Source organism: Shimia sp. CNT1-13L.2 (assembly GCF_024331145.1).
Classification (GTDB): domain Bacteria; phylum Pseudomonadota; class Alphaproteobacteria; order Rhodobacterales; family Rhodobacteraceae; genus Shimia.
This window is the reverse complement of sequence record NZ_JANDJO010000017.1, coordinates 1-25,920: the sequence shown is the minus strand read 5'-3', so window position 1 is coordinate 25,920 and position 25,920 is coordinate 1. Positions and strand designations below refer to the sequence as shown.

Annotated in this window: 23 protein-coding genes and 1 pseudogene; 14 read left to right on the top strand and 10 right to left on the bottom strand. The window is 61.4% G+C overall.

Annotated elements, in window-relative coordinates; genetic code table 11:
• Positions 1-322: 322 nt before the first annotated feature.
• From NNA36_RS19640 to NNA36_RS19610, 7 genes are all read right to left on the bottom strand, one after another.
• The gene (locus NNA36_RS19640; RefSeq protein ID WP_255110305.1) at positions 323-715 is read right to left on the bottom strand and encodes a carboxymuconolactone decarboxylase family protein; all 393 of its coding nucleotides are present in this window, start codon (positions 713-715) and stop codon (positions 323-325) included.
• The gene (locus NNA36_RS19635; RefSeq protein ID WP_255110302.1) at positions 716-1,927 is read right to left on the bottom strand and encodes a Coenzyme F420 hydrogenase/dehydrogenase, beta subunit C-terminal domain; all 1,212 of its coding nucleotides are present in this window, start codon (positions 1,925-1,927) and stop codon (positions 716-718) included.
• A 6-nt stretch (positions 1,928-1,933) separates the two neighbouring features.
• Positions 1,934-3,388: an aldehyde dehydrogenase family protein gene (locus NNA36_RS19630; RefSeq protein ID WP_255110300.1), complete on the bottom strand. Its 1,455-nt coding sequence runs from the start codon at positions 3,386-3,388 to the stop codon at positions 1,934-1,936.
• Between the two features lie 11 nt (positions 3,389-3,399).
• Positions 3,400-4,143, bottom strand: a complete 744-nt coding sequence (locus NNA36_RS19625) for a sulfotransferase family protein (protein ID WP_255110297.1) — start codon at positions 4,141-4,143, stop codon at positions 3,400-3,402.
• Between the two features lie 34 nt (positions 4,144-4,177).
• Positions 4,178-4,999 (bottom strand): hypothetical protein, encoded by an 822-nt coding sequence (locus NNA36_RS19620; protein ID WP_255110294.1) that lies wholly within the window; start codon positions 4,997-4,999, stop codon positions 4,178-4,180.
• A 136-nt stretch (positions 5,000-5,135) separates the two neighbouring features.
• Entirely contained in the window at positions 5,136-6,227 is a 1,092-nt protein-coding gene (locus NNA36_RS19615; RefSeq protein WP_255110292.1) for an aromatic ring-hydroxylating dioxygenase subunit alpha, read from the bottom strand.
• Positions 6,224-7,111 carry a MurR/RpiR family transcriptional regulator gene (locus NNA36_RS19610; protein WP_255110289.1) on the bottom strand — a complete coding sequence of 296 codons (888 nt, stop codon included), beginning with the start codon at positions 7,109-7,111 and terminating at the stop codon, positions 6,224-6,226. Before NNA36_RS19610 ends, NNA36_RS19615 begins: the two co-directional genes overlap by 4 nt.
• A gap of 106 nt (positions 7,112-7,217) precedes the next feature.
• On the opposite strand from NNA36_RS19610, the gene NNA36_RS19605 reads away from it, so the two are divergent.
• From NNA36_RS19605 to NNA36_RS19540, 14 genes are all read left to right on the top strand, one after another.
• Positions 7,218-9,686 (top strand): FAD-dependent oxidoreductase, encoded by a 2,469-nt coding sequence (locus NNA36_RS19605; protein WP_255110287.1) that lies wholly within the window; start codon positions 7,218-7,220, stop codon positions 9,684-9,686.
• 54 nt (positions 9,687-9,740) lie between these two features.
• Entirely contained in the window at positions 9,741-10,856 is a 1,116-nt protein-coding gene (locus NNA36_RS19600; RefSeq protein ID WP_255110285.1) for a mandelate racemase/muconate lactonizing enzyme family protein, read from the top strand.
• Between the two features lie 37 nt (positions 10,857-10,893).
• Positions 10,894-11,997, top strand: a complete 1,104-nt coding sequence (locus NNA36_RS19595) for a mandelate racemase/muconate lactonizing enzyme family protein (protein ID WP_255110283.1) — start codon at positions 10,894-10,896, stop codon at positions 11,995-11,997.
• A gap of 28 nt (positions 11,998-12,025) precedes the next feature.
• Positions 12,026-13,387, top strand: coding sequence for an aminotransferase class III-fold pyridoxal phosphate-dependent enzyme (locus tag NNA36_RS19590; protein WP_255110281.1), 1,362 nt, complete (start codon positions 12,026-12,028; stop codon positions 13,385-13,387).
• A gap of 290 nt (positions 13,388-13,677) precedes the next feature.
• A complete protein-coding gene (locus NNA36_RS19585; RefSeq protein WP_255110280.1) occupies positions 13,678-14,478 on the top strand; it encodes a transporter substrate-binding domain-containing protein in 801 nt (266 codons plus the stop codon).
• A 60-nt stretch (positions 14,479-14,538) separates the two neighbouring features.
• A complete protein-coding gene (locus tag NNA36_RS19580) occupies positions 14,539-15,201 on the top strand; it encodes an amino acid ABC transporter permease (RefSeq protein ID WP_255110278.1) in 663 nt (220 codons plus the stop codon).
• A 10-nt stretch (positions 15,202-15,211) separates the two neighbouring features.
• Positions 15,212-15,874: an amino acid ABC transporter permease gene (locus tag NNA36_RS19575; protein WP_255110276.1), complete on the top strand. Its 663-nt coding sequence runs from the start codon at positions 15,212-15,214 to the stop codon at positions 15,872-15,874.
• Positions 15,871-16,593, top strand: a complete 723-nt coding sequence (locus tag NNA36_RS19570; RefSeq protein WP_255110274.1) for an amino acid ABC transporter ATP-binding protein — start codon at positions 15,871-15,873, stop codon at positions 16,591-16,593. Before NNA36_RS19575 ends, NNA36_RS19570 begins: the two co-directional genes overlap by 4 nt.
• Before the next feature lie 44 nt (positions 16,594-16,637).
• Entirely contained in the window at positions 16,638-17,597 is a 960-nt protein-coding gene (locus NNA36_RS19565; RefSeq protein ID WP_255110272.1) for a dihydrodipicolinate synthase family protein, read from the top strand.
• Positions 17,588-18,520 (top strand): proline racemase family protein, encoded by a 933-nt coding sequence (locus NNA36_RS19560; RefSeq protein WP_255110270.1) that lies wholly within the window; start codon positions 17,588-17,590, stop codon positions 18,518-18,520. The genes NNA36_RS19565 and NNA36_RS19560 overlap by 10 nt, the downstream gene beginning before the upstream one ends.
• Before the next feature lie 67 nt (positions 18,521-18,587).
• The gene (locus tag NNA36_RS19555) at positions 18,588-19,826 is read left to right on the top strand and encodes an FAD-binding oxidoreductase (RefSeq protein ID WP_255110268.1); all 1,239 of its coding nucleotides are present in this window, start codon (positions 18,588-18,590) and stop codon (positions 19,824-19,826) included.
• Positions 19,827-19,926: 100 nt separating this feature from the next.
• Positions 19,927-20,952 (top strand): proline racemase family protein, encoded by a 1,026-nt coding sequence (locus NNA36_RS19550; RefSeq protein WP_255110266.1) that lies wholly within the window; start codon positions 19,927-19,929, stop codon positions 20,950-20,952.
• Between the two features lie 145 nt (positions 20,953-21,097).
• Positions 21,098-21,778, top strand: a complete 681-nt coding sequence (locus tag NNA36_RS19545; RefSeq protein ID WP_255110264.1) for a GntR family transcriptional regulator — start codon at positions 21,098-21,100, stop codon at positions 21,776-21,778.
• Between the two features lie 77 nt (positions 21,779-21,855).
• Positions 21,856-23,373, top strand: coding sequence for an aldehyde dehydrogenase (NADP(+)) (locus NNA36_RS19540; protein WP_255110262.1), 1,518 nt, complete (start codon positions 21,856-21,858; stop codon positions 23,371-23,373).
• Positions 23,374-23,397: 24 nt separating this feature from the next.
• Here the strand turns inward: NNA36_RS19540 and NNA36_RS19535 are convergent, their stop codons facing one another.
• The 3 genes and pseudogenes from NNA36_RS19535 to NNA36_RS19525 all read right to left on the bottom strand — a co-directional run.
• On the bottom strand, positions 23,398-24,273 hold the full coding sequence (locus NNA36_RS19535) for a 3-hydroxybutyryl-CoA dehydrogenase (protein ID WP_255110259.1): 876 nt from the start codon (positions 24,271-24,273) through the stop codon (positions 23,398-23,400).
• 4 nt (positions 24,274-24,277) lie between these two features.
• Positions 24,278-25,708 carry an aldehyde dehydrogenase family protein gene (locus NNA36_RS19530; RefSeq protein ID WP_255110257.1) on the bottom strand — a complete coding sequence of 477 codons (1,431 nt, stop codon included), beginning with the start codon at positions 25,706-25,708 and terminating at the stop codon, positions 24,278-24,280.
• Between the two features lie 111 nt (positions 25,709-25,819).
• Positions 25,820-25,920, bottom strand: a pseudogene (locus tag NNA36_RS19525) (glutaryl-CoA dehydrogenase); the annotation flags it as partial.

Genomic DNA, 25,920 nt, shown 5'->3' with positions numbered 1-25,920 from the left:
CGCCGCCGGTGAAGGGGGTTCTAAGCATAACACCAAACCTCCGCAAGCGCTTTTTTCAACTTTCACACAAAAAATTCAAACATCCTTAAAAATAAGGCGAAAGCCGCGTTTTTGGTCGTCAGGGTCCGGCAATCCCCACCACCATATCTAGGTGTCGATCGTCCCCTCACCACTATTCGAGGGAATCCGGGCCGGAAAAGACCGGAGTCGCGCGTTGAATCACCTGCGAGTCGGCCCGATTTTTTTCCGACTCGCCCGCCAGAAAAACGAAAGAGGCACCCGAACAGGCACCTCTCTGCGAATAGCCAGTGATTTGATGCCCTCAGAGCAGGCCCCGCTCCTCGAGAACCCTGCGCGCCACGCGGAAACATTCCAGCGACTGCGGCACGCCACAGTAGATACCGACGACATGGATGATCGCCCGGATCTCTTCCTTGCTGACGCCGTTGTTCAGCGCGCCTTTGCAGTGGATCTCCCATTCGTGCATCTTGCCCAGCGCACCGATCATGGCGAGGTTCATCATCGAACGGGTCTTGGCGTCGATCACGTCGTCGCCCCAGCCAAAGCCCCAGCACCAGGCGGTCATGGCTTCCTGGAAGGGGCGGGTAAATTCATCCGCCGCGGCCAGATTCTTTTCCACGTATTCCGCACCAAGGGTGCCCTTGCGCTGCTCGAGACCTTTGAGGAAAAGGTCTTCGTTGAAGAGGTCAGCCATCTATTCAATCTCCGTTGGCATGGTTTCCGTAAAGCGGCCCGCATTGGCGCGGTCCAGCGTTCCCTGTTCTTCCTGAATGTCCCGCGTGTCCAAGGCGTCGATACGCAGGCCCTCGTGGGCAAAGACAGGTTGGCCTGCCTTCTGCAGCCCGCGCAAACGCGCCGCCAGTTTTTGCTTCTTGCGCACCTGATGCGGCTGGAAATCATCGAACATGCGCGGCGTCAGCGCCTTGTCCTGCCGCACCGCCCCATCCGCGACAGCCGCGTCGAGCAGGGCCTGCCCGCGGGCGCTGCGTGAAATCACCCCGTTGAAGCCCGCGTCTTCGCCAACCGGCGCGCCGCCGGGCCAGATGTCGGCCGCAGCCAGGTCGGCCGCCTCGCCGATGGCATCCGGGCAAATCTTGCAACGGCTCTGGATACGCCACCCCGACTCATCCGCCCACATGTCGAGATAGGTTTTTTCAAACGCCATGCCGTCCCGGGTTTCGATCCGGGTGGGACCAGGGTTGCCATAGCCACGGTAACGAAACAGGGTGAGATCACGCTCGTCCACGTCGAACTCGTCCAGAACGGCCCGGCTCTTGCCAAGGTCGGACGCCCCGCCACAGACCATGACCAGCACGGCCACAACCAGCGCATCGATGCGTGGGTCAGACTTGGCCCGCTGCCGGATCGCTCCTGCATCACAGGGTTTGGCAATCACGGCAAAGGGTTCGCCCCGCGCAAGCGCAGCTTCCAGCCCGGCCAGTGTATCGGACGGCCCGTATCGTGAACCGCAGGCGTGGATCACGTCTTGGGGCGTTTCACTCATCACCCATGTCGATTGCATCGGCGCAGCTGGATCAGAGGCGCAGTGAAGCACAAAACGCGCTTTGCCCGAGGACAGAAGATAGGCACCCAATGCGGTAAGGATGCCCCCGGTGGCCGCGCGAAAGCGGATATCCGGATCGGCAGCCCAGGCACGGGTCATGCCATGGTACTTTCCCCAGATCCCGTCTTCTTGCGGCGCGGGTTCCGGCAAGGCCTCGGCAACGGCACCGGGACAGGCGGCAAGGATGTCTGCATCATCTCCCGCAGCCAGGGCCAAGGGCCGCAAACGGCCCTCCGGTGTGTAAGCCATCCGCCACCGGGCAGGCGCGAGGGCTTCGCAAAGGCCGCAGCCGATGCAAAGCCCGTTTTCCACGACCTGGCGGATTGAGGTTGGCTGGGTCATTGCCGGTCAGGCCCTCAGTTTGATGGCGACATTCTTGGTCTGCACATAGTTCCAGAGCGCCTCGCGCCCCTTTTCCCGACCGTAACCCGATTTGCCGTATCCGCCGAACGGAGTTTCAACACCACCCGCATACCATTCATTCACGAACACCTGCCCGGCACGCACGTCGCGCGCGGCACGGGTGGCGCGGTCGATGTCACGGGTAAAGACGCCGCCGACAAGGCCATAGGGTGTGCCATTGGCGATCTCCAGCGCCTCGTGGTCATCGCGGAACTTCAGCACCGAAAGCACCGGCCCGAATACCTCTTCCTGGGCAATGGTCATATCCGGGGTGACACCCGACAACACGGTGGGCGCAAGAAAGGCCCCGGGGTCATTGGGCGCATGTCCACCGGCGGCGGCAAGGGCACCCGCCGAAATGGCGTCATTCACCATCCCGACCGCGCGGTCCCGCTGGCCGTGGCTTACCATTGCCCCCATGTTGGCACCGAACTCGGGCCGCTCAATGCCCGCCCCGACGCTCAGACCGTTTGCAACCGTGGTCAAGCGCTCGACAAGTTCGTCATGCACGCTCTCGTGTACGATCACCCGGCTCATGGCGGAACACACCTGGCCCGCGTTGAACCAGATACCCCAGCGCACATCATTCTCAAAGGCGGCAAGGTCGGCATCGTCGTGCACGATGGCCGCAGATTTGCCACCCAGTTCCAGAACGCAGGGCACGACATTGCGCGCCGCAGCCGTGGCAATGGCGATCCCGGTCGGCACCGAACCGGTAAACACGATCTGGTTCACTTGCGGATGCGAGGACAAGGCTGCCCCGGCCTCGTGACCATAGCCGCACAGGATGTTGACCGCACCCGTGGGCAGGCCAACGGCCTCGGCGGCATGTGCAAACCAGGCATTGGTCAGCGGCGTCATCTCCGGGCTCTTGATCACCACCGTGTTCCCGGTGGCCAGCGCTGCCGAAAGCGAACGGGCCGTCATTTCCACGGGATAATTCCAGGGGATGATCTGCGCCGAAACACCAAAGGGTTCGTAGGTCGTGAAATCGAAATACCCCGATCCAAGCGGGATCGAACGCCCCTCCACGGTCTCCGCCTGATTGCCATAGTACTCAAAGTACCTCGCGGCTCCCTGAACCTCCATCCGCGCTTCCCAAAGCGGCTTGCCCTGCTCGAGCGTCAGAACCGGCGCGATCTCGTCGATATGGTCCAGCAGGTACTTGCCCATTGCCTGAACCAAACGCCCCCGCTCAACCGGTCGCATGTCGGTCAAAACGCCGGACAGATGCACACGCCGCGCCGCCATGACGGCACGGTCAACGTCGGCAGCATCCGCCAGCGCATGTTCGGCTATTTGGCCGCCGGTTGCAGGATTGGTCACACTGATGCGGCCGGAACCCCCATCGACCCAGGCGCCGTCGATGTAGTTCTGCCAATAAGGTTTGATGTCTGACACGAGTATATTCCTCAGAGCGTTATGCGGTGTTGATAGAGATGGTCATAGTGAGGCTTCATACGGCGATGCACCTGCTGCACCCGTTCCGGGGCCTCCGACACCTCAACGTATTTGCGCACCTGCGGCTTCAGGCCGGTCGATTGGGCAAGGTTGGCATGGAAAGAACCGCCGTCCCACCAGCTGTGCGCCGAAGGATCGCCGCCTGCCTGCCAGCTCAGGGCCTCTTCGATGAAGGGAATGCCAACCGACTCGCAGAAGGCCGCGGTCATGTCGTGCGGATTTTCGAGAAGGTCATCACTGTCGACAACCGGCGGCGGGTTGCCCCCGTTCAGCGCCGTCAGCAGATCAAACAGCGCGCGCTGCTCTGGGAACCCCACTTCACCCTCATCGAAATCCGGCCACTTGTTGTACATCGAACTGATGGTTTTCGCCGGATCGCGGATCAGGAAGGCATGGGTGAAATGCGACAGGAACTCCGGCGTCCACATATGGTTGATGTAATGTGGAAAGTCCTTGAGAAAGACCGGCCCCTTCTCGGCCCGCGCCTTGATATCCTCCCACACGCTTTCCAGCGTTAGACCCGGCGTTGTCTTTTCACCCGGCTTGAAGCGCTGCCAAAGCGGTTCTTCCCCCTGGTACCAGGCCTCACCAAACGGCTCGTGCAGACAATCAAGATCCCCACGCTGTCGCATCATCCATTCAAAAGCAGTCGAGGTCGACCGTGGGATCGCCCAAAGGGCAACGATCTTGTGCATGTTCATACTCCCTGTGAAACGGCCTTTTTGGCTCTTAGGATTTCAGGCTTTCCAGCAGACGGTCCTGCTGCGTCACGGGGGCAATCCCCAGTGTCTTGAAAATGCGCCAGTACAACGCGGTATCGTGGCCGATAACCGGCTTACCCAACCGCTCTTCAAGATCGCGGGTCAGGTGAAGCGGCCGCTGCGGCACCCCGTCGGCCCGCCGGAAATTGCACATCCCGTTGATAAGATAGGCATCGGCATCGGGTGCCTTATCGGCAACGAAATCGAAACTCTTGGTCGCCAGATCGCCATCAAAGATCCAACGCAGCGCATTCACGTCTTCCTGCGTCTCGAACCAGCCCTGATCGACGAAGTTACCGGCCCACAGAACGTCAAACCCGGCCTCCTTCAGAAATCCGACGGTACCCTGCCACCAGCCAGGCCAGTGATAGGCCCCATTCAGCGCGACCTTCTCAACGTTCATCTCGCGCAGCGCCTCGACCATGGCGTAGCCCGCCATGTGGAAAGCCACGCCATGTTTGTCCGAAAGATCCTGGCAATGCTGGCGGATGCCCTCCACGCCAAGCCCGCTGGCATGCACCCAGTTCGACCCCACCTGCGCCGCCACATCCGCGCCGTTGCGCGCCATGCAGTGCACGAAATCGTCCATCATGCCAAAGTTCTGTTTCCGCTGATCCAGCCCGTGCGCATAGTCCGGCACGTGCAACATCCAGCCATGCACCCCAACGGTATCCGGACACATCCGCAGGAAATCACTTGGCGCCGCGTCATAGTCAAACGGCGGACAGGTAAACCCCACCTGGTAGGGAAACAGCTTCTGCTCCGCTGTCCACTTCTCCGGCATCAACATGTCAAAGCTCCTCCTTGCTTCATCCGCCATTGCAGGTGATCAAACAGAAAGCGCGAACGTCTCAACCATTCGAATTGCAATAACCAAATCGAATTGCCGTTGAGACCTTCACCTTTCCCCGCTGGCGTCTTCCGGGTCAGCCGTCCACGGCGTCCCGCATCCACTGTTGAAGACGGGCAATCGAATGCTCGCTCATCACGCCACAACCGGGATCAAGAACCAGCGGACCGGGCACATAGCCTTTCGAACGCAGACCACGCTGTACCGATTCAACCAGACGGATGTCTTCTTCCACCGTGGTTTCGCGATCTTGCACTGCAAGGCCGCGGATCACGTCACTCTCGTGACCACCCTCGGTGTACCAGCCGCGCCAGACCGTGCAGTTGCTCACGTCTTCCGCGCGCCAATGATAGGTGTTCAGAACGTTGCCCGGATAGCACTGGAACGAGAACATCGGCCACAGGAACCAGCTCTGGTAATCCCCCGCCCGCGCATTGCTTTCGAGGTCGATGGGATAGGTCATCTTGTCGAGGCTTTGACATTCGGTCGTGTGGCGCAGGACATACCCCTCGTCGGCAGGCTGGATGTCATAGGTTTCCGGCTTGATAACACCCTCAGCAAAGGTCGGGTGATTGGTCGGGCAGTGGTAACACTCCGAATAGTTCTCAACCGAAACCTTCCAGTTGCATTTCTCGGGGCATTCCACCCATTCCAGCGGTTTCAGGTCGGCGATATGCGGCACGAACTCGGCCAATTCCTCGCGCACGCCCGGATACCACTCGTCCATCGGCGCGGCATCATTGTCGAGGTTAACGAAAATAAAGCCGTGGAAATCCTCGGTGCGCACTTCGGTCAGGCAGATCTTTTCACGATCAAACCCCGGCACGCTCTTGATATTCGGCCCGGCGCGCAGGCCGCCGGTAAGCTCATAGGTCCACTGGTGATAGGGGCAGACCACGACCCGCGTGTTACCCTTGCCCGCAACCATTTCATGCGCGCGGTGCTGACAGACATTATAGAAGGTACGCACCACCTCATCACGACCGCGGATTGCGAACAGGCTCTGGCCGGCTACCTCAAAGGCGAAATAGTCTCCAACGTTCGGAATATCCGAGCTGTGCAGCGCAAACTGCCAAGTGCGCGTCAACAGGCCCTGCATCTCGTCCTCAAAGATGGCGGGGTCGGTGTAGTAGCGTGCTTCAAGAGAATGGGTCAAAGGCGCATTCATGAGGGATCCTCCTGATAAAAACCAAGTTGCTGGCGACGTTCATGGAACTTCTCGACGCGCCCAACGACCTCGTCAGACGCAGACGCGATGACAAAGCTGAGAAGGGTTTCGAGAAGTGCCAGAGTTGAGACGGACGACGGGAAAAACTGTGGCGTGTCCATCGCGATGATAAAACTGTGGTCCGCGATACGGGCAATCGGAGAAGCTGGCGAATCAGACAAGGCAATCACCGTCACGCCCTGCTCCTTGGCCATTTCAGCCGCAGCAATCACTTCGCTACGATAGGGGCGGCTGGTGATCGCAATCAGCACGTCGCGCGAATCCGCCCAGGCAAGGTCGTCGACGCTGGTCGAACCGGGGCGCGGAATGGCGTGGAACTGGGTCATGCCCGTCGAGGCAAGATAGGTAAAGTTGCTGGCGTTTGCGTGGTTCACACCAACCCCAAGCGTATAGACATTCCGCGACTCCCAAACCGCCTTGGCCGCCGCACTCATCTCTGCCTGATCGACCGCCGCAAAGGTTTCTTCGACATTGCGCAACGCGCTTGTCGCCATGTCAGCGTACAAACGTCCCATTCCGCCGCGCTTCTGGATGTCCTGAAGCCACCGCGCCCGATCCGGCAAAGTGGCGGTACCAGCACGAATCGCCTCGCGGAACGGCTCGCGAAAGTCGTCATAGCCATCGAAACCGACCTGCCGTGCCATCCGCACGATCGTATTTGGTTTCACGTTCGCGGCATCAGCGAACTCCCGCACCGTCAAAAAGCCAACGTCCCTTGGGTTTTCAAGCACATAGCGCGCAGCCTTGCGTGCCTCGGGAGTCAGCTCATCCAACTCCTCCGACAGGCGATCCAGCACGGCATTTGATACGCTTGTTTGGCCCATTTGCTATCTTGGTACGATCATTTGTTTCATTTTCTGTTGACCGTGGTACAAGTGTTTGCATATCAAATCCACAGAAATCTTCGACTCTCGAACAGGAAAATTTGCGATGTCCAAAAAAGAACTGCCAGCGCGCGCAAAAGTCGTCATCGTCGGCGGTGGCGTCATGGGCTGCGGCCTGGCCTATCACCTGGGCCATGAAGGCTGGGGTGAGGAAACCGTGCTCTTGGAAAAGGCGGAACTGACAAGTGGCTCCACTTGGCACGCTGCCGGCCAGATCACCCACTCGACCAGCTCCTACGGGCTCGGCAAGATGGTTGATTACAACATCGGCCTCTATTCAAAGACCCTCGAAGAGGAAACCGGCCAGGCCGTCACATGGCACGGCTGTGGCTCTTTCCGTCTGGCCTATACCGAAGATGAAATGGACTGGCTGCGCCACACCCTGTCGGTGGGCCGTGCGCTGGGGTTCAACATCGAATTGGTCGACCCCGCCTTCATCGCCGAAAAGCACCCCTACTATAATCTCGACGGCGTGCTTGGCGCGCTCTACACCCCCGACGATGGCCACGTGGACCCGTCAAACGTCACGATGGCAATGGCCACCGGCGCCCGCCAGAAGGGTGTAAAGATCTTCCGCCACTGCCGCGCCACCAACATCACTCAGAACGATGCCGGCGAGTGGGTCGTGGAAACCGAACAGGGCACCATCACCTGCGAACACGTCGTCAACGCGGGCGGCACCTATGCCCGCCAGATGGGGGAATGGTCAGATCTGCAACTGCCGATGACCTCGATGACCCACCACTATTTCGTCACCGAGGACGTGCCTGAATTCAAGGACCTCGACACCGAACTGCCGGTCATCCGCGACGACAAGATGGTCTCCGGCTATATCCGCATGGAGCAGAAAAAGGGCCTTATCGGCATCTACGAGAAAGAGAACTCGAACTCGGTCTGGCACGATGAATGCCCGTGGGAATACGAAAACTGGCTGTTCGAAGCCGATTATGACCGCGTCATGCCCTGGCTCGAAAACTCGCTCGAGCGTATGCCGATCTTTGCTGAGCTGGGCATCACCCGCGAAGTCCATGGCGCGATCTCGCACCCGCCGGATGGCAACCCGATGGTCGGCCCCGCGCCGGGCGTCAAGAACTACTGGTGCTGCTGCGGCACCCAGATCGGCATCGGCTGGGGCCCCGGCCTGACGCGCGAACTGGCGAAATGGATGGTGCACGGCTCGGCCGATATCAACATGCGCGATTACGATCCGCGCCGCTTCGGTGACTACGCCAAGAAAGACTGGCAGGTGATCAAGGCCCACGAAGACTACAAGCTGCGTCACGAAATCCCCTTCCCGCACTTCAACCGTCTCGCTGGCCGCCCGATCAAACCCTCCCCGCTCTATGAAATCCTCAAGGACAAGGGCGCGGTCTACGAAGAGGTCTTTGGCCACGAACGCCCCCGCTGGTTCGCCCGCAACGGCGTTGCACAGCAGGATCACTACTCGTTCCGCCGCAACGAAGTGTTCGACATGGTCGCCCACGAGTGCAAGGCCGTGCGCGAAGGTGTTGGCATCATGGATGTGACCGCCTTCACCAAGGTCGAAGTCTCCGGCCCGGATGCACATGCCTATCTGGATCGCCTGACGGCCAACAAGATGCCGCAAAAAGACGGCTCAATCACGCTGACCCACATGCTGAATCGCCGCGGTCGTATCGAGCTGGAAACCACCATCGTGCGCATGGCAGAAGACCGCTACTACCTCGTATGCGCGGCCTTCTTCGAGCAACGCCTTGTGGATCACCTGAACCAGAACCTCGCGGGAGAGACCGTCTCCGTCACCACGCTCTCCGAAGATTGGTCGGCTTTGTCCCTGAACGGGCCGAAATCCCGCGAGGTGCTGGCCCAATGCACCGATGCCGACCTGTCCAACGCCGGCTTCCGCTGGCTCTCGGCACAGGAAATCACGGTCGCCGGTCACAAGGTCTGGGCCTTCCGCATGTCCTATGCTGGTGAACTCGGTTGGGAACTGCACATGCCGGATGAAGCCTGCGTCGATGTCTACACCGCGCTCTGGGCCGCCGGCGAACCGCACGGGATCGAGAACTACGGCTCCTTCGCCATGAACTCCCTGCGCATGGAAAAGGCCTTCCCCGGTGCAGGCGAACTCACCAACGAAGTCACCCTGCCCGAAGCCAACGTCATGCGTTTCGTCAAACTCGACAAGGATTACCTCGGCGTCGAAGCCACCCGCGCCAGCGCGGACAGCAGCGAACTGCCCTGGATCTGCGCCTACCTAGAAATCGATCCAGACGGCATCGAAGACGGCCACGGTGGTGAAGCCATCCGTATAGACGGCGAAGTGGTCGGCGCAACCGCCTCGGTGGCCTACGGTCACACCGTCGGCAAGATCCTCGCCTTTGCCTATGTGAAGCCGCAGGCAGCGACACCCGGCACCGACGTCGAGGTCATCGTCGCAGGCGAACCCCGCAAGGGGCGCATCCTTGGTGAAGCGGCCTACGACCCGAAATCCGAACGCCCGCGCACCGACGCAGTGCTGCAAGCAGCGGAATAAACCAAACAGGTGGGGGCCACGGCCCCCGCTCTCCTCTTTCCAATCGGTACGCAGATGAAGATCACCCGCATCACGGTCTACCAACTCGACATGCCCCTGACCGAGCCTTATTGGCTTTCGGGAGGTCGGCTGAAATTCGAAACGCTCGACAGCACGTTCATCCGTATCGACACCGACGCCGGGATCACCGGCTGGGGCGAGGGCTGCCCGTGGGGTCATACCTACCTGCCCGCCCACGGCCCGGGTATCCGCGCCGGCGTTCAAACGCTCGCGCCCTTCCTGATCGGAGAAGACCCCCGCAGCCTTGACCACATCAACCGACTGATGGACATTCAGCTGCCCGGCCACCCCTATGTAAAGTCCCCCATCGACATGGCCTGCTGGGACATCCTCGGCCAGTCCGCAGGCCTTCCCCTCTGGCAACTGATGGGCGGAAGCGAGGCGACCCCCGTTCTCGTCAACTCCTCGATCTCGACCGGCACACCGGAAGACATGCTCGCCCTGATCGAAAAGGCCGCGGCCAAGGGTTATACCGTGCATTCCGCCAAGGTCGGCGGCACCGACATCGGGATGGACATCGACCGCATCGAAGCCATCTCGACGGGCCTGCCCAAGGGGCACAAGGTTACCTTCGACGTGAACCGCGCATGGCAACCCGCCGTCGCCATCGAAGTGCTGAACAGCACCAAGGCACGCGACTGGGTCGAACAACCCTGCGAGACCCTCGACCAATGCGCCCATGTGGCGGCCCGGGTCTCCAATCCGATCATGCTCGACGAATGTATGCACAACTTCTCTGATCACCTCGACGCGTGGAAACGGGGGGCCTGCGAAGGCGTAAAGGTCAAACCCAACCGTGTCGGCGGCCTGACCAAGGCCCGCCAGATCCGCGATTTCGGCGTCTCCGTCGGCTGGCAGATGCACATCGAGGATCTGGGCGGCTCGGCCCTTGCCGACACCGCAGCCATCCACCTCGCCGCCTCGACCCCGGATGCCAACCGTTTGGCAAGCTGGCTCTGCCACTACCACCTCTCGGTCGACCCTGTTCCAAACCAAGGCGCACGCAACACCAACGGCTCTGCCACACCGCCCAGCCTGCCCGGCCTCGGCGTCAGCCCCGATCTCGACATCCTTGGCGCACCCGTCGCCACCTATGAAACCCGCGCCTGATGGCAAGAAACACACATAAACAACCGGGAGGCCGCCCTTGAAAATCACCCGCATCACCGCTTGGGAAGTTCCCCTGACAAGCCATGAAACCTACTACATGGCCGAGGGCAAAACCTGCGACACCACCCTTTCCGTTGTCCTTCGCCTTGACACCGATACCGGCCTTTCCGGCTGGGGCGAGGTCTGCCCGATCCCCCACTATCTTCCCGCCTACGCCAAGGGTGTCATCCCGGCACTCGAGGAAATGACACCCGCACTGATCGGCGCCGATCCGATTGGCCCCGAAGCCCTCATGGAACGGCTGAACAAACACCTCATCGGCCATGACTACGCCAAGTCCGCGATCGACACCGCCCTCTGGGATCTTACAGCCCAGGCCGCCAACCTGCCGCTTTACGCGCTGCTTGGTGGACGCGCGGTCAAGGACATGCCGCTCTACCACTCGATCACCTGCGTTGAGCCGCAGGAAATGGCCCGCATGGCGCGCGACGCCTTTGATCTCGGGATGCGCCAGTTTCAGGTCAAACTGGGGGCCGACAGCAACTGGCAGGCCGATGTCGCACGCCTGACGCAGGTCCGTGAAGCCGTGGGTGACGGCCCTCTGGTCTACGGTGACTGGAACTGCGGCGCCGATGCCCTGACCGCCACCCGCGTGGGTCGCGCCGTTGCCCATCTCGACATCATGCTCGAACAGCCCTGCGCCACCATCGAGGAATGCGCCCATGTCCGCGCCGCCACCGGCCTGCCGATGAAGCTGGACGAAAGCGCGCATGACATCGCGTCTGTGATCGCCGGACATCAGGCCGGCTGCATGGACGCCGCCGCCCTGAAACTGTCCAAGATGGGCGGTCTTTCGAACATGCGCCGCATTCGTGATCTGTGCCTGACCCTTGGCACCCAGATGTGCATCGAAGACACCTGGGGCAGCGACGTCACCACGGCCGCCCTGTTGCACCTCGCCGCCTCCACACCCGCACGCGGCATCATGAACACCTGCGACCTGTCCCACTATGTCGGCCCGCGCCTCGATCCCAACGCGCCCACCCGCAAGGATGGCCGCATCACCCCACCCGAAGGCCCGGGCCTTGGTGTCACGCCGGATGTTGACGCCCTGGGCCAGGCCACGGCCATACTCGACTAACGACCGCTCCAACAAACGGACCAAACCAATGGACGATCTTTCCAACGCCTACCCGTCACATGACCCAGAATGGGTGCAGGACATGCACGCCAATCACTATCTGCAAAGCTGGTCGAAACAGGGCGGCAAACCCCGAGTCATCACCGGCGCCAGCGGGTCGTGGTTCTGGGACAGCGATGGCAAACGCTACCTCGACTTCCAATCGCAGCTGGTGAACGCCAACCTTGGCCACCAGCACCCCAAGATCGTGCAGGCCATCAAGGATCAGGCGGACAAGCTCTGCTACATCGGCCCGGCGATGGGATCAGACGTGCGCTCGGAACTGGCCGCGCTGATGAATGACATCACGCCGGCCAATATCTCGTCGACCTTCTTTACCACGGGTGGCTCGGCCGCGAATGAAACCGCAATACGGCTGGCCCGTCACTACACCGGCCGCACCAAGATTGTCGCCCGCTACCGCTCGTATCATGGCGCAACCGGCGGCACCCTCTCGCTCACAGGCGATCCGCGCCACCACCTGACCCGCGCCGACATGCCCGGTATCGTGCGGATGCTTGATCCTTACCTCTACCGCCTGCCGACCGGCCATACCGATCCGGCAAACTGCCCGGTGGCCCAAGGTGGCCCGCATCTCGAAGAACTCTTGATGTACGAAAACCCCAACACCGTGGCAGCCGTGATCCTCGAACCCATCGTCGGCACCAACGGCATCCTCGTGCCGCCCGACGGCTATCTCCAGTCGATCAAGGCCACCTGCGAGAAATACGGCATCCTCCTGATCGCGGACGAGGTCATGGCTGGCTTTGGCAGAACCGGCAAATGGTTTGCCGTCGATCACTGGGGCGTTCAGCCCGACATCATCACCTCGGCCAAGGGCATCAACTCGGGCTACGTACCCCTCGGCACCATGTCAGTCAGCACCGAACTGCACGACTGGCTGCGGGACTATCCCCTTCCCGGCGGCCTCACCTATGCCGGTCACCCGCTGGCCTGTGCTTCCGGTGTCGCCGCGATCCGCGCCATGCAGGAGGAAGACACCCTCACCCATGCAACCGCCATGGGCGAAAAGCTGCGCGCCGGACTGCATAAGCTTGCCGAGAAGCACCCCTCGATTGGCGATATTCGCGGCAAGGGCATGTTCAACGGCATCGAACTGGTCAAGAACCGTGAAACCAAGGAACCGCTTGTGCCCTTCGCGGCCAAGGGGGACGATGCCAAGCCAATGACCGAGATGATGGGCTTTGCCATGAACAACGGCCTCTACCTGTCGTTCTTCTCGAACGTGATCCGTCTGACGCCGCCGCTCAACATCTCCGAAGAGGACCTGATGACCGGTCTGGAAATCCTCGACCGCACGCTCGACATCGCGGACCGCGAGTGCGTCTGACCCCGGCATAAGCCAGCGACCTCCGGAAACCCTCCGGGGGTCGCATCGCGAATCACATCGACGTTCGCCCCCTTCTCCGTCCATAGTTTTCGCGCGGCGCGTCCAAACCCGCCCGCCACGACCCGCGCCTGCAAATGCGCGGCACCTGCCACTTTCTCCATCCCTTTCAAAACCTTACCTAACCCCTGAGCCGCATTTCAGAGCAAAATTTGGCAAAATTTTTCTCATTATGGATTTTGTATCCAAAATCCTTTATCCCATAATTCATCCAACTGAGAGGAACCCCAAAAATGATCAAGAAAATGATTGCCGCTGCCGTTCTGCTGGCCAGCACAACCGCCCCCGTTATTGCCGACACGCTGGATGATGTCGTGGATCGCGGCACCCTGCGCTGTGGCGTGGTGCTCGATTTCCCACCAATCGGATACCGCGATGCCAACAACGCGCCCGCCGGCTTTGACGTCGACTATTGCAACGACCTCGCCGCCGCTCTCGAAGTCGAAGCCGAAATCCTGCCGGTCACCTGGGCCGAACGCCTTCCCGTGATCGTCACCGGCCGCGCCGACGCGGTCTTCGGCGCAACCTCCGACAGCCTTGCCCGCGCCCGCACCGTCGGCTTCACCATCCCCTACGCGATTTACTACGCTCAGGGCGTCGTCAACAAAGACAGCGGCATCCAGAGCTTCGAGGACATCCGCGGCAAACGCGTCGCCGCCGCCATCGGCACCGTGCCCGAGCAGGAATGGCTGAAGATCGCTGCCGAGTGGGGCGAAGAAGGCAACTATCAGGGCTACCAGTCCGAGAACGAAGTCTTCCTCGCCGTCGCGCAGGGCAAGGCCGACATCGGCATCACCACCAACACCGCCGTTCTGCCGATCACCCAGCAATATGACTCCGTCCTCGCCGGCCCCCGCATGCCCTGGACCACCGATTACACCTCGGTTGTTGGCAAGCGCGAAGACGTCACATGGATCAACTACCTCAACCTCTTCGTGACCCATCAGGTACGCTCGGGCCGCTATGCAGAGCTTTGGGGCAAATACGTGGGTGGCAACGCACCGGAACTGCGCATTCCCGGCGTGATGTACTGATCCCAACGTTCCCAAACCCGCCATCGCCTGCCTGTCAGGCGATGGTCGGAAGGATTTCCCATGTTCGACTACAACTTTCACTGGCGCCCGGTGATGAAAAGCCTGCCGGACCTGATAGACGCCGCCTTCCTGACGCTTCAGGTGGCCGTTCTGGCGATGATCATCGGCATTGTGATCGGCCTCTGCCTTGCGCTGATCCGGCTCCACCTAAAGGGGCCGCTCTACTGGCTGGCCTCCACTTGGGTCGAGGTGGCCCGCAATACCCCCGCGCTGTTCCAGCTCTTCTTCTTCGGCTTCGGCCTCGGTGCCTTCGGCCTGCACCTGTCGCCCTATCTCATCGTCCTCACCGGCCTCAGCTTCAACTGCGCCGGCTACCTTGCCGAGAACTTCCGGGGCGGCTTCCAGGCTCTACCAGACACCCAGCTGCGCGCATCGCGGTCGCTTGGCATGACCGCATGGCAGGCCTACACCCGCGTTGTCATCCCGCAGGTCTTTCGTATCGTCTATCACCCGATCACCAACCAGATGGTCTGGGCGGTCCTGATGTCATCGCTCGGCATGCTTGTCGGCTTCCGCGAACTCAGCGGCGAGACCCAGTTCTTCGCCAGCCGCACCTTCCGCATCTTCGAGTATTTCGCCATCACCGCCGTGATCTACTACGTGATCGTCAAAATCATCCTCGCAGCCTCGCGCCTCCTGGCGATCCGGCTGTTCCGCTACTGAGGAGATTTCCATGCAACCCACTGTTACCTTCTTCAGCGGCTTCAACATCAACGACCTGTGGTTCCTTGGCGAAGCAGCCCTGCGCACGATGTGGATTTCCCTGCTGTCCATCTCCATCGGCACGGTTATCGGCGCGATCTTCGGCTGGATACTCTACGAAGGCAAACTCGCCGCAACCCTGACCGTCGCCCCGATCCTGGATATCTTCCGATCTGTCCCGCTGATCATCCAGTTGGTGCTGTTCTATAACTTCGCACCGATCATCGGACTGAACCTCGATCCCTTCGCCTCCGGCGTTGTCATCCTCACGATATACACCGCGTCCCTTGTCGCCAACGTGGCACGCGGCGGTATCGAAGCCGTCGGCACTCCTATGCGCCGCGCCGCCCGCAGCCTCGGCATGACCTATTGGCAGGATCTGCGTCACGTCGTGCTCCCCATTGGTGGCCGCGCCGTCTTCCCAGCCTGGGTGGGCGTCGCGCTCGGCGTGATGAAAGACAGCGCGCTGGTTTCCGTGCTTGGCTACGTCGAACTCCTCAAGGCAAGCCAGATCCTCATCACCCGCACCCAGGAACCCTTCCTCATCCTCACACTCGCCGGCGCGTTCTACTTCGCGCTGTCCTATCCGATTTCGCGCTATGCCGCGGCACTTGAAAAAAGGTGGGCTCAATGATCGAAATTCGTGACCTGCACAAATACTTCGGCACGCTGCATGTGCTGAAAGGCATCAACCTCGACGTCCAGAAAGGCGAAGTTCTCTCGGTCATCGGCGCATCTGGCTCCGGCAAATCCACCCTGCTCTACTGCATCAACGGGCTTGAACCGATCCAGGACGGCAAGGTCGTCGTCGATGAAACCGACGTTCACGCCAAGGGCACGGACATCAACAAACTTCGTCAGAAACTCGGCATGGTGTTCCAGCAGTGGAACAGCTTCCCGCATCTGACCGCGCTGGAAAACGTCGCCCTCGCCCCGCGCATCGTCAAAGGCAAATCCAAGGCCGACGCCCGCGACATCGCGGCCCAACAGCTGTCACACGTGGGCCTTGGCGAAAAACTCGATGCCTACCCCGGCGCCCTGTCCGGCGGCCAGCAACAACGCCTTGCCATCGCCCGCGCGCTGGCGATGGAGCCCGAGTACATGCTGTTCGACGAAGCCACCTCGGCGCTTGATCCCGAGCTCGTGGGCGAGGTGCTGGAAACCATGCGCATGCTCGCCGAGGAAGGCATGACCATGATCTGCGTCACCCACGAAATGGGCTTTGCCCGCGACGTGAGCGACAGGGTCGCCTTTTTCCATCAAGGCGTCATGGAAGAAATCGGACCGCCTGAACAGATCTTCGGCAACGCCCAATCCGAACACACCCGAAAGTTTCTGGCCAACGTGCGCTGACCCGCGCCCGGCCCTCCCGTTTCCAAGTCAATAAAGAGACCCCAATGTCACAGAATATCTTCACCGGCACCATGCCGGCCCTGATGACCCCCTGCAAAGAAGACCGTACCCCGGACTATGACGCACTCGTCCGGAAAGGCCACGAGATGATCGAGGCCGGCATGTCCGCCGTTGTCTACTGCGGCTCGATGGGCGACTGGCCCTTGCTCTCAGACGCCCAGCGCATGGAAGGTGTCGAACGCCTTGTCGCCGCAGGCCTTCCCGTCGTTGTCGGCACCGGCGCCATCAATTCCGCCTCTGCCGTTGCCCACGCCGCCCATGCCCAAAAGGTTGGCGCGGCCGGCCTGATGGTCATCCCCCGCGTCCTGTCGCGTGGTCAGTCGATCGCCGCGCAGAGAAACCACTTCAAGGCCATTCTCTCCGCAGCACCCGACGTTCCGGCCATCATCTACAACAGCCCCGTCTACGGCTTTGCCACCCGCGCCGACCTGTTCTTCGCACTGCGGAAAGAACACCCGAACCTTGTTGGCTTCAAGGAATTCGGCGGCGAGGAAGACCTGCGCTATGCAGCCGAACACATCACCTCGCGCGACGATCAGGTCACGCTGATGGTCGGCGTCGATACCGAGGTCTACCACGGCTTTGTCAACTGCGGTGCCACCGGCTCGATCACCGGTATCGGCACGGCCCTGCCGAAAGAGGCCCTGCTGCTCGCCGCGCTGTCGCAAAAGGCCGCCGAAGGTCACGCCGAAGCCCGCCTGCGCGCACGCGAACTGGACGAAGCCTTTGCCGTGTTGGCAAGTTTCGACGAAGGCACCGACCTCGTTCTCTACTACAAGCACCTTCTCGTGCTGAACGGCGAAGAAGAATACCGGCTCCACTTTGTCGAGACGGACATCCTCTCCGACGCCCAGCGCAACTATTGCGAACAGCAATACGCCCAGTTCCGCGCATGGTTTGCCGATTGGTCGGCGCAAGGCGGGATCATCAGCGAATGCATGTGATCGACAGTCACACCGGCGGAGAACCCACGCGGGTGATCCTTGACGGTGGTCCCGACCTCGGGTCGGGGCCGCTGGCCGAACGCGCGCGACGGCTGGCCAGTGACCACGCAGATTTCTACCTGTCGGTCATGCGGGAACCCCGCGGCCAACCCGCGATGGTTGGCGCGCTTCTTGTGCCGCCAACCGATCCGTCCTGCGCAACCGGCGTGATCTACTTCGACGCCGGGGCCGTTCTGGGCATGTGCGGCCACGGCACCATCGGCCTTGCCGTCACCCTCGCCCACCTCGGCCGCATCGACATCGGCACCCACAAGTTCGAAACCCCCGCCGGTATCGTCGAAGTCACGCTGTCCGACGCCAACACGGTCACCGTGCGCAATGTCGAAAGCCGCCTCGTACAGGCAGACGCCCAAGTCAGAGTTGAGAGGCTGGGAACCATCACCGGCGACATCGCCTACGGCGGCAACTGGTTCTACATCATCGACCCAAGCCCGATCCCCGTGACACCGGCCAACATACGCACACTCACGGACGCCGGCATCGCCATCCGCAATGCGGCCAATGCGGCTGGGCTGGGGGGCGAGGCCGGCGAACCCATTGATCACGTCGTGTTTCAAGAGCCCCCAAACACCCCCGGCGTCCACAGCCGCAACTTCGTCCTGTGTCCCGATGACACCTATGACCGTTCGCCCTGCGGCACCGGAAGTTCCGCCCGCCTTGCCAGCCTCGCCGCACGGGGCACCCTCGCACCGGGTCAGGAGATCATTCAGCAAAGCGTGATTGGAAGCCCCTACCACCTTTCCTACCAACCCGGACCAAACGGTGGTGTCCTTCCCACGATCACCGGTCAGGCCTTCGTGACGGCCAACACCCACCTCATGTTCGACGCGGCCGACCCCTTCAGGGATGGCATCGCACTATAACCTCTTGCCGGGCGGTCCTTTCTCGCGGAATGTGCCCGGCAGTTCGCCGGATCAACAAAGGCCAAACATGTCACAAGAAATCATCGTCGTCGGTGCCGGGATCGTTGGCATCAGCACCGCGCTTGCCCTGCAAACGCGCGGGCTCTCTGTTCGCGTCCTCGATCGCGGCGGTGTCGCTGCCGAGGCCTCTCAGGGCAACGCCGGCGCTTTTGCCTTTACCGAGATCATCCCCCTCGCCACCCCCGGCATCATGCGTAAGGCCCCCAAGTGGCTGCTTGATCCGCTCGGCCCGCTTTCGATCCCGCCATCCTACGCCCTGAAAATCGCCCCCTGGATGCTGCGCTTCTGGCGCGCCAGCTGGCCCGACCGCTACGCCACCTCGATGACGGCCCAGACCGCACTCATGGATCACAGCAAATCCGCCTTGCAGCGCCAGATCACTGCAACGGACGGTGAACACATGATGCAACGCGAAGGCCAGTTGCAACTCTACGAAGGGCCCCGCGAATTCGCCGCCAACCAAGCGGGCATTCAGGCCCGCCGCGATCACGGGATCGCAATAGACACACTCGACTCCGCCGAAGCCATTGCCGAGATCCAGCCCGGCCTCAATCCGCGTTTCACCCATGCGGCCTTCACCCTGTCGTGGATGAACACCACCGATCCGAAAGCCTGGACCGAGCATCTCGCGCAGACCTTCCGCGCACGCGGCGGCAAGATCGAAACCGTAAACATCACGGCCCTCCACTCTGACGCCAATGGCGTTCGCCTCGACACCAACGATGGCCCGATCAACGCCTCGAAGGCGATCATCTGTGCGGGGGCATGGTCGCACCACCTTGCCCGCACACTGGGTGACAAAATCCCGCTGGAAACCGAACGCGGCTACAACACCACCCTGCCCCCTGGCGCCTTTGACCTGCGCACACACCTGACGTTCTCAAGCCACGGCTTTGTCGCGAGCAAGATCGGCGGCGGCGTGCGCATTGGCGGCGCCGTAGAGCTTGGCGGTCTGAACCTGCCGCCCAACTACAAGCGCGCCGACATCCTGTTACGCAAGGCCACAGAGTTCCTGCCCGGCCTTAACACCAGTGGTGGCACCCAATGGATGGGTTTCCGCCCCTCTCTCCCCGACAGCCTTCCGGTCATCGGCCCTTCCCCCAAGTCCCAAAATGTCCTCTACGCCTTTGGTCACGGCCACCTTGGCCTGACCCAATCCGCCGGCACAGCAGAACTTGTCGCCGACCTTGTCACCCATCAATCCCCGCAACTCGACCTTTCCGCCTTCGCCCCGGATCGCTTCTGACCAAGTCGTCTCTTGCAATCCCATGTCGTGAACAAGCCAGCCGAACGCCCTCTTCCACCGTCCAATAGGCCATAGACGGCAGCAACCTTCAGGAGCTCCCATGCGCAGCACTAAAACCATCCACGTGATCTCGGCCCATGCCGAAGGCGAAGTTGGCGACGTCATCGTGGGCGGGGTAGCCCCTCCCCCCGGTGAAACCCTCTGGGATCAGCGCAGCTTCATCGCCGAAGATCAGACGCTGCGAAATTTCGTCCTGAACGAACCCCGCGGCGGCGTCTTCCGCCATGTGAACCTCTTGGTCCCGCCCAAACACCCCGAGGCCGATGCCGCGTGGATCATCATGGAACCCGAAGACACCCCCCCGATGTCAGGCTCCAACTCTATCTGCGTCTCGACCGTGATTCTGGATGGCGGCATCCTCCCGATGCAGGAACCGATCACCCACCTTACCCTCGAAGCGCCGGGCGGCCTTGTCCGTGTCCGCGCCGAGTGCCGCAATGGCAAGGCCGAGCGTATCTTCGTTCAGAACGTCCCGAGCTTCGCCGACAAGATCGCGGTGCCTCTCGAAGTCGAAGGCCTTGGCACCCTCACCGTCGACACGGCCTACGGCGGAGACAGCTTCGTTGTCGTGGATGCCACCGCGCTGGGGTTCGACATCACCGAAGGCGAGGCCAAGGACATCGCCCGCACCGGCGTCGCCATCACCAATGCCGCCAACGAACAACTGGGGTTCTCCCATCCGCAAAATCCGGATTGGGATCACATCTCATTTTGCGCCTTCTGTGGCCCGCTCACCGAAACCGAAACCGGCCTGACCGGCAAATCCGCCGTCGCCATTCAACCGGGCAAGGTCGACCGCTCCCCCACCGGCACCGCCGTGTCCGCGCGCATGGCCCTGATGGCCGCCAAGGGAGAAATGCACCCCGGCCAGACGTTTGATGCCATCTCGATCATCGGATCACAGTTTTCAGGGCGCATCGTCGACACGACCAATGTCGGAGACCGCCCCGCCATCGTGCCCGAAATCTCTGGCCGAGGATGGATCACCGGCATCCATCAACACATGCTCGACCCCGACGATCCCTGGCCCGGCGGCTACCGCCTGAGTGACACCTGGGGTGCCTGATCCAGGCAGGCAAGTCGATGGATACAACATCCCATGAGGCTATTTTGACGTCTTGGGCTTTCATCTCCGCTCGCCTTTTGATTTATTAATCAAACTCAAAGGACACTTCGTATCCAAAATTCAGGCAAAGAGCGGAGACGGGCTCATGGCGGGCAAACGTGCAATTTCAAGACAAAGCCTTCCCGATGTCATCGCGAATGACCTGCGTGAACGAATCCTGAGCAACGAACTCGCCGAGGGCGAAACCATCCGCCAGGAAGCGCTTGCCGAAGAATACGAAGTCTCGCGCATGCCGATCCGCGAAGCCCTCAAGCGTCTGGATGCCGAAGGTTTGGTGCAGCTGACCAACAACCGGGGCGCGCAGGTTACCAAGCACTCGCTCGAGGAAATCGGCGAGATCTTCGACCTGCGCATCATGCTCGAAGTCGATCTGTTCCGCCGCGCCATCCCCTTGATGACCTCCACCAACTTTGCGCGCTGCGACAAGATCCTTGATGAGATGGAAGCCTCCTACGACGCCGACGACGTGAGCAAATGGGGCGCGCTGAACTACGACTATCACTCAAATCTCTATGCCGCTGCCGGACGGCGTCTGACAAACGATCTGCTGCATCGCATCAACCTTCAGTCTGATCGCTATGTCCGTATGCACCTGAGCGTGATGAAGCAGCGGGACCCGGCCAAGGAAGAACACCGCAGCCTGCTCACCCTCGCTCAGGCCGGCAAGATCGACGAAGCCTGCGCCCTTCTCGACAACCACATCCGCCGCACCAAGGACCAGCTTCTGGAAATGGTCGCCGCAAAACGGGCTGCCGACGAAGACTGACGGCAGCGTTTTCGCGACTCCTTGCGCGCATCGGGATTTTGGATACATTATCCATAAATGATTCTCCCGAGGACCCGATGACCTTTACCCCACACGGAAAACACCTGATCGCTGGCAACTGGATTGCAGGCGACACCACCTTTTCATCCCAACCCGCCTTTGGCCCTGAATATGACTTCGCCTTAGGACGTGCTTCGGACGTCGACGCCGCCGCCCGCGCTGCGGAAGAGGCATTCTGGAGCTTCGGATATTCCTCCCGCTCTGAGCGCGCCGCCCTCCTTGATGCCATCGCGGACGAAATCGAAGCCCGCGCCAAAGCGATCACCTTGATCGGCACACAGGAAACCGGCCTGCCCGAAGCCCGCCTTGAGGGCGAACGCGGCCGCACCACCGGCCAGTTGCGCCTGTTTGCAGATCACATCCGCAAGGGCGACTACCTTGATCGCCGCCACGATCCCGCCCTGCCGGATCGCACGCCCCAGCCACGTCCCGATCTGCACATGATCCAGCGCCCGACCGGCCCCGTCGCCGTCTTCGGTGCCTCCAACTTCCCACTCGCCTTTTCCACCGCCGGTGGCGACACCGCCGCCGCCCTCGCCGCAGGATGTCCCGTTGTCGTCAAAGGGCACGACGCCCACCCCGGCACCGGCGAAATCATCGCCGATGCCATCCATGCCGCAATCCAGTCCTGCAACATCCACCCCGGCGTCTTCAGCCTGATCCAGGGAAACGACCGCGCCGCCGGTGCCGCGCTGGTGCAGCACCCGCTCATCAAGGCGGTCGGGTTTACCGGCTCGCTGGCCGGGGGGCGCGCCCTGTTCGATCTCTGCGCCGCCCGCCCGGAACCGATCCCGTTCTTCGGTGAACTCGGCTCGGTGAACCCCATGTTCGTTTTCCCCTCCGCCCTCGAAACCCGCGGTGAGGACATTGCCAGGGGATGGGCTGCCTCTCTGACCATGGGTGCTGGCCAATTCTGCACCAACCCCGGCATTCTCGTTCTGACTGAAGGCCCCGAGGCAGAAGCATTTGTAAAAACCGCCCGCGCTGCCTTGGTTGAAGTTCCACCTCAAACCATGCTCACCGACGGTATCGCCTCCGCCTACCAAAGTGGTCAGGCTCAGATGGCGGCAACGCAGGGCGTTCACGAGGTCTTCACAAACCAAAGCGGCCAACGCAGCGCGAGCCCCAATCTCTTCCGCACAACGGCGGAAAACTGGCTACAGAACCCGCATCTTGCGGACGAGGTCTTCGGCCCTCTTGGCCTGATTGTAATCGCAAATTCGTTCCCTGAGATGCGCGAACTTGCCGAGAACCTCGAAGGCCAGCTCACCTGCACCCTTCACATCGAGGCAGACGACGTTCAATCCGCCGCAACACTCCTGCCCATCCTCGAACGCAAGGCGGGCCGTATTCTGGCCAATGGCTTCCCAACCGGCGTCGAGGTCAGCGAGACCATGGTGCACGGCGGCCCCTACCCGGCGTCGACAAACTTCGGGGCCACCTCCGTGGGCACCCTCTCGATCCGCCGCTTCCTACGCCCTGTCTGCTACCAGAATATGCCGCAGGACCTGCTGCCGCAGGACATCAACGCCTGATCACGCAAATTCCGGCCCGCTGCCTCAGCGGGTCGGAACCGGAACCTCACCACGATAGTCATAGAAACCGCGCTTGGTTTTACGCCCAAGCCATCCGGCTTCAACGTATTTCACAAGCAACGGGCAAGGGCGATACTTGGTGTCTGCCAATCCGTCATGCAGCACGTTCATGATCGCCAGGCAAGTATCCAGACCGATGAAATCACCCAGCTCAAGCGGCCCCATCGGATGGTTCGCGCCCAGCTTCAACGCCGCATCGATGCTCTGGACGTTGCCGACACCCTCGTACAAGGCATAGCAGGCCTCGTTGATCATCGGGATCAGCACACGGTTCACGATGAAAGCCGGGTAATCCTCGGCACTTGCCGCGGTTTTACCAAGCCGGCCCACCACGGTCAGCATCGCCTGATACGTCTCTTCCGACGTCGCGATGCCCCGGATCAACTCCACCAGCTTCATCATCGGCACCGGGTTCATGAAATGAAACCCCATGAACCGCTCCGGCCGGTCCGTCTTGGCCGCCAGCCGGGTGATCGAAATCGACGATGTATTTGTGGTCAGCACCGTCTGCGGTGCCAATGACGCCTGCAACCCCGCGAAAATCTGGTCCTTTACCACTTCCCGCTCGGTTGCCGCCTCGATCACGAGGTCGCACCCGCCGACCGACCCAAGGTCGGTCGTGGTCCTGATCCGCTGCAATGCCAGAGCGCGACTTTCCTCCGAAATCTGCCCCTTCGAAACCTGCCGCGCAGTATTCTTCTCGATCCGCTGCACAGCCCCGGTCAGGGCTTCGGGCGAGATGTCGTTGAGAACCACATCATACCCTGCCATCGCACAGACATGGGCAATCCCGTTGCCCATCTGCCCGGCTCCGATCACCCCGACCGACTGGAAGTCCATCACCTCACCCCGCAAAGCTGTAGGCGGTTTTCACAGCGGTATAGAACTCCGCCGCATAGCGCCCCTGCTCACGCGAACCAAAGGACGATCCTTTGCGCCCGCCAAAGGGCACGTGGTAATCAACCCCCGCCGTCGGCAGGTTCACCATCACCATGCCCGCCTCGCTGCGACGCTTGAATTCACGCGCGAACTTGAGGTTCGAGGTACAGATCCCCGAGCTCAGCCCGAACTCGGTGTCATTTGCCACCGCCAGCGCTTCATCGAAATCCGATACCTTGATGATGCTGGCACAGGGGCCAAAGATCTCTTCACGGCTCGAGCGCATCTCGTTGGTCGCGTTCACGAACATCGCAGGTGCCTGGAAATACCCTTCGGTCTCCAGTGTTAGACGTTCCCCGCCAATCACCTCGGCACCTTCATGCTTGGCCACGTCCACATAGCTGAGGTTGTTGAACAGCTGTTTCTCCGACACCACCGGCCCCATCTGCACCGAGGAATCGAGCGGGTTGCCGATCTTCAACCCCTGCGCTTCGGCGGCAAGACGCGTGACAAAAGCATCATGAATGCCCGCCTGCACCACGATCCGGCTCGACGCCGTGCAGCGTTGACCGGTCGAGAAGAACGCCCCGTTCAAAACGGTCGACACGGCAATATCCATGTCCGCGTCATCCATGATGACCATCGGGTTCTTGCCGCCCATCTCGAGCTGCACCTTTTTCATGCCCTTCGCCGCCTCGACCGCGAGGTTGCGGCCTACCGGCACCGAGCCGGTAAAGGACACCGCATCAACCTCGGGGTGGGACACAATCGCATTGCCAACAACCGATCCCTGCCCCATCACGAGGTTGAACACACCCGCAGGACATCCGGCATAGTGGATGATCTCCGACAGGATATGCGCGCTTGCCGGTGCGAGATCGGCCGGCTTGAACAACACCGTGTTGCCATAGGCCAGCGCCGGCGCGATCTTCCACGCCGGGATGGCAATCGGAAAGTTCCAGGGCGTGATCAGGCCAATCACACCAACCGGTTCGCGCACGACATCAACGTCCACATCCGGGCGCACCGACGCTATGGCATCCCCTGCCACGCGGATCGCTTCCCCAGCGAAAAAGCGGAAAATCTGGGCCGCACGAGCGGTTTCACCGATGGCTTCGGCAAGGGTCTTGCCTTCTTCCCGCGCGAGAACCCGACCAATGTCTTCCTTACGCGCGAACAACTCCTGCGCAATCGCCTCCAACAGGTCCGAACGCACCTGTGGCGAGGCATTGGCCCACCCCGGCAATGCCGCGCGGGCGGCCTGTGCGGCCTGATCCACCTGGTCCGCCGACGCACGGGCGAACAGGCCGATTACTTCGGAAATGTCGGCGGGGTTGCGGTTCTCGACGGCATCCAGCCCGTCGACCCAGTCACCTGCGATAAGGTTCTGTTTCATGGAAGTCTCTCGATCTCGGGAAGGGAATATGTGGGGAAAGCCGGGGGAGTTGGCTTTCCCCAGGACTGAAGGGCCACTGGGGATAGGAAGACCGGGGCCCTTCAGAAAGGCTTAGGCAAAGGCCTGCAGGCCGGTCTGTGCGCGGCCCAGGATCAGGGCGTGCACGTCGTGGGTGCCCTCGTAGGTGTTCACTGTCTCGAGGTTCACCATGT

Bases quoted from the DNA above. Each gene is read 5' to 3' on its own strand.
- NNA36_RS19530 (WP_255110257.1), bottom strand. From the start codon at position 25,708: ATGAAACAGAACCTTATCGCAGGTGACTGGGTCGACGGGCTGGATGCC.
- NNA36_RS19620 (WP_255110294.1), bottom strand. From the start codon at position 4,999: ATGTTGATGCCGGAGAAGTGGACAGCGGAGCAGAAGCTGTTTCCCTAC.
- NNA36_RS19575 (WP_255110276.1), top strand. From the start codon at position 15,212: ATGCAACCCACTGTTACCTTCTTCAGCGGCTTCAACATCAACGACCTG.
- NNA36_RS19540 (WP_255110262.1), top strand. From the start codon at position 21,856: ATGACCTTTACCCCACACGGAAAACACCTGATCGCTGGCAACTGGATT.
- NNA36_RS19610 (WP_255110289.1), bottom strand. From the start codon at position 7,111: ATGGGCCAAACAAGCGTATCAAATGCCGTGCTGGATCGCCTGTCGGAG.
- NNA36_RS19625 (WP_255110297.1), bottom strand. From the start codon at position 4,143: ATGCACAAGATCGTTGCCCTTTGGGCGATCCCACGGTCGACCTCGACT.
- NNA36_RS19535 (WP_255110259.1), bottom strand. From the start codon at position 24,273: ATGGACTTCCAGTCGGTCGGGGTGATCGGAGCCGGGCAGATGGGCAAC.
- NNA36_RS19635 (WP_255110302.1), bottom strand. From the start codon at position 1,927: ATGACCCAGCCAACCTCAATCCGCCAGGTCGTGGAAAACGGGCTTTGC.
- NNA36_RS19550 (WP_255110266.1), top strand. From the start codon at position 19,927: ATGCGCAGCACTAAAACCATCCACGTGATCTCGGCCCATGCCGAAGGC.
- NNA36_RS19615 (WP_255110292.1), bottom strand. From the start codon at position 6,227: ATGAATGCGCCTTTGACCCATTCTCTTGAAGCACGCTACTACACCGAC.
- NNA36_RS19570 (WP_255110274.1), top strand. From the start codon at position 15,871: ATGATCGAAATTCGTGACCTGCACAAATACTTCGGCACGCTGCATGTG.
- NNA36_RS19545 (WP_255110264.1), top strand. From the start codon at position 21,098: ATGGCGGGCAAACGTGCAATTTCAAGACAAAGCCTTCCCGATGTCATC.
- NNA36_RS19600 (WP_255110285.1), top strand. From the start codon at position 9,741: ATGAAGATCACCCGCATCACGGTCTACCAACTCGACATGCCCCTGACC.
- NNA36_RS19580 (WP_255110278.1), top strand. From the start codon at position 14,539: ATGTTCGACTACAACTTTCACTGGCGCCCGGTGATGAAAAGCCTGCCG.
- NNA36_RS19565 (WP_255110272.1), top strand. From the start codon at position 16,638: ATGTCACAGAATATCTTCACCGGCACCATGCCGGCCCTGATGACCCCC.
- NNA36_RS19605 (WP_255110287.1), top strand. From the start codon at position 7,218: ATGTCCAAAAAAGAACTGCCAGCGCGCGCAAAAGTCGTCATCGTCGGC.
- NNA36_RS19640 (WP_255110305.1), bottom strand. From the start codon at position 715: ATGGCTGACCTCTTCAACGAAGACCTTTTCCTCAAAGGTCTCGAGCAG.
- NNA36_RS19560 (WP_255110270.1), top strand. From the start codon at position 17,588: ATGCATGTGATCGACAGTCACACCGGCGGAGAACCCACGCGGGTGATC.
- NNA36_RS19585 (WP_255110280.1), top strand. From the start codon at position 13,678: ATGATCAAGAAAATGATTGCCGCTGCCGTTCTGCTGGCCAGCACAACC.
- NNA36_RS19555 (WP_255110268.1), top strand. From the start codon at position 18,588: ATGTCACAAGAAATCATCGTCGTCGGTGCCGGGATCGTTGGCATCAGC.
- NNA36_RS19590 (WP_255110281.1), top strand. From the start codon at position 12,026: ATGGACGATCTTTCCAACGCCTACCCGTCACATGACCCAGAATGGGTG.